This is a genomic window from Clostridium tarantellae (genome assembly GCF_009295725.1).
GTDB classification, from domain to species: domain Bacteria; phylum Bacillota; class Clostridia; order Clostridiales; family Clostridiaceae; genus Sarcina; species Sarcina tarantellae.
On record NZ_WHJC01000403.1, the window covers coordinates 1 to 2,428 of the forward strand.

General features: G+C 21.1%; 3 protein-coding genes. 1 reads left to right on the plus strand and 2 read right to left on the minus strand.

The genetic code is table 11. The features are described from left to right. The first annotated feature begins 71 nt into the window (after positions 1 to 71). Complete coding sequence (locus GBZ86_RS14975; protein ID WP_152891983.1) at positions 72 to 1,124, plus strand: FAD:protein FMN transferase; 1,053 nt, start codon at positions 72 to 74, stop codon at positions 1,122 to 1,124. 51 nt (positions 1,125 to 1,175) lie between these two features. Here GBZ86_RS14975 and GBZ86_RS14980 read toward each other — a convergent pair whose 3' ends face one another. After that, entirely contained in the window at positions 1,176 to 1,766 is a 591-nt protein-coding gene (locus GBZ86_RS14980) for a GNAT family N-acetyltransferase (protein WP_152891985.1), read from the minus strand. A gap of 135 nt (positions 1,767 to 1,901) precedes the next feature. Then, positions 1,902 to 2,237, minus strand: coding sequence for a PTS sugar transporter subunit IIB (locus tag GBZ86_RS14985; protein ID WP_152891986.1), 336 nt, complete (start codon positions 2,235 to 2,237; stop codon positions 1,902 to 1,904). Positions 2,238 to 2,428 lie beyond the last annotated feature (191 nt).

The following is a 2,428-nucleotide window of genomic DNA, read 5'->3' on the forward strand; positions in this document are numbered from 1 at the left end:
GAATTAGAAACTTTTAATAATTAATGATTTCAATATATATTTAAAACAAAATTTTTGGAGGATTATAATTAATGAATATATTTAAAAAAATTTTTATTAAAATATTATCTTTAATTTTATTTGCATTAATATTTATTAGTTGTTCTAACAACAATAAAAAAGTGCTTAATGAAACACCCTTAACAAAAACGGAAATATTTATGGGAACAGCTATAAAAATCTCTATATATGATAATAAAAATGAAGATATTTTAAATAAAGCATTTGATAAGATAAAAGAAATTGAAAATTTGGTCAGTCTAAATAGAAGTGGAACTGAATTAGATAACTTAAATAAATTAGCCGGAAAAAAACCTTTAAAAGTAAGTGATTCTACTTTTAATATTATAAAAACCGGACTTAAATATTCTCAATTATCTAACGGTGATTTTGATATTACAATAGGACCATTAGTAAAATTATGGAGTATAGGATTACCAGAAGCTAAAGTGCCTACTAAAAATGAAATTAAAAATATATTACCTTTAATAAATTATAAAGAAGTAGACGTAAATGATTATAATAAAACTATTTTTCTAAAAAAACCTAACATGATTATAGATTTAGGGGCAATTGCTAAGGGATATATTGCTGATATAATTGCTAATTTTTTTAAAGAAAATAATATAAACAGTGCTATTATAGATTTAGGAGGAAATCTTTATGTCTTAGGTTTAAAACCTTCAGGAGAAAAATGGAAAATAGGCATTCAAAATCCTTTTAGTGAAAGAGGAAATATAATAGGTAATATTAGTGAAACTAATAAATCAATAGTTACTTCTGGTATATATGAAAGATTTATTGAAAAAGATAATATTAAATATCATCATATATTAAATCCATCTACTGGATATCCTTATGAAAATAATATTGCTGGAATAACTATTGTTTCAGATAAATCATTAGATGGGGACGCTTTATCTACCACTGTATTTTCAAAAGGATTAGAAGAAGGCTTATCTTTAATTGAAAGTTTAGAAAATACTGAAGCAATTTTTATTACAAATGATAAAAAAGTGTATATATCTTCAGGATTAAAAAATAATTTTACTATTACAAACTCAGAATTTCAATTAAGTAATTAAACTTTAAAGACAAAATTTATTAATTTTGTCTTTATTTTTATAAGTTAAAATTTAATTTTTATTATTATTTAAAATAGAGAAAATATAGCTATCCATATAAATTCCTGTAAAATCATTATACATATATTCTAATCTAACTCCTTCTAATGAAAATTTTAATTTTTCACATAATCTAATTGAAGGTAAATTTTCTTTATAAACATTAGCTTCTATTCTATTAAATTTTAAATTATTAAATAAATATCCTAAAACTTTATTTAAAGCCATGGTCATTATGCCTTTTCTCATATATTTTTTTGACATAATATATCCAATCTCTGCTCTTGCATCTATTTTACTTATATTATATATTCCTACTAAACCTATACATTTTTTGTCTTTATTTGAATATATACTCCAATCTATTCTTTCTTTATATTTATATTTAAATCTAATAAAAGTTATAAATTCCTTAGCTGCATCTTTATCATATATTTGAGGCAAACGGTCTACTATTAATAATTCTTTATTACTATAAATTTCAATTATATCTTTCCAATCTATATCTTTAGGTTGTCTAATAATATAATTTTCATCTTCTAATATGGGGAATTTTTCAAAAGCAATATCAATATTATTATCATTAAAATATAATTCTTCCATAACATTTAACCCTTATATTGTTATTAATATTTTAATATATGTATTAATTAATTTAAATGAACCTTTTATATTATTTTTATAAAAAAAGCTAGAAACCTAAATATAAGGCTTTTAGCTTTTTCTTAAATATCTAAATTATATTATTGCTTTTGTTTCATTTCTTTTGCATTGTAATAAATTCAAAGCTTGTTTTAAAACTTTTTCTCCATTCATAGTACCATAATCAACAGTATTAATCATATCTACTGGTATACACTTCTCTTGAAATTTATTTTGTAATTTTTTAAACATAAATTTAACTTGAGGTCCTAACAAAACTACATCTACTTCATTTTCATATTTTTTCAGTTCTAATTCTGATATTGCTTTAATAGTACAATTTATTCCTTTCTCCTTTGCACTAGCTTTCATTTTAGATACTAGTAAGGTTGTAGACATACCTATTGAGCAAATTAATACTATTCTATTCATCAAAAATAACCTCCCATAAACATAAAATTTATATACTTTTATTTTTATTCTTAATGTGTTCATACTATAACTTAATAAAATTATTATGCTAAACTTTTTAATACTAATCTACATTAAACTATATTATTATAGGTAAATATATATCAATATGGTTTAATTGCAGTTATTACTAAATACATAAAGTTATATTT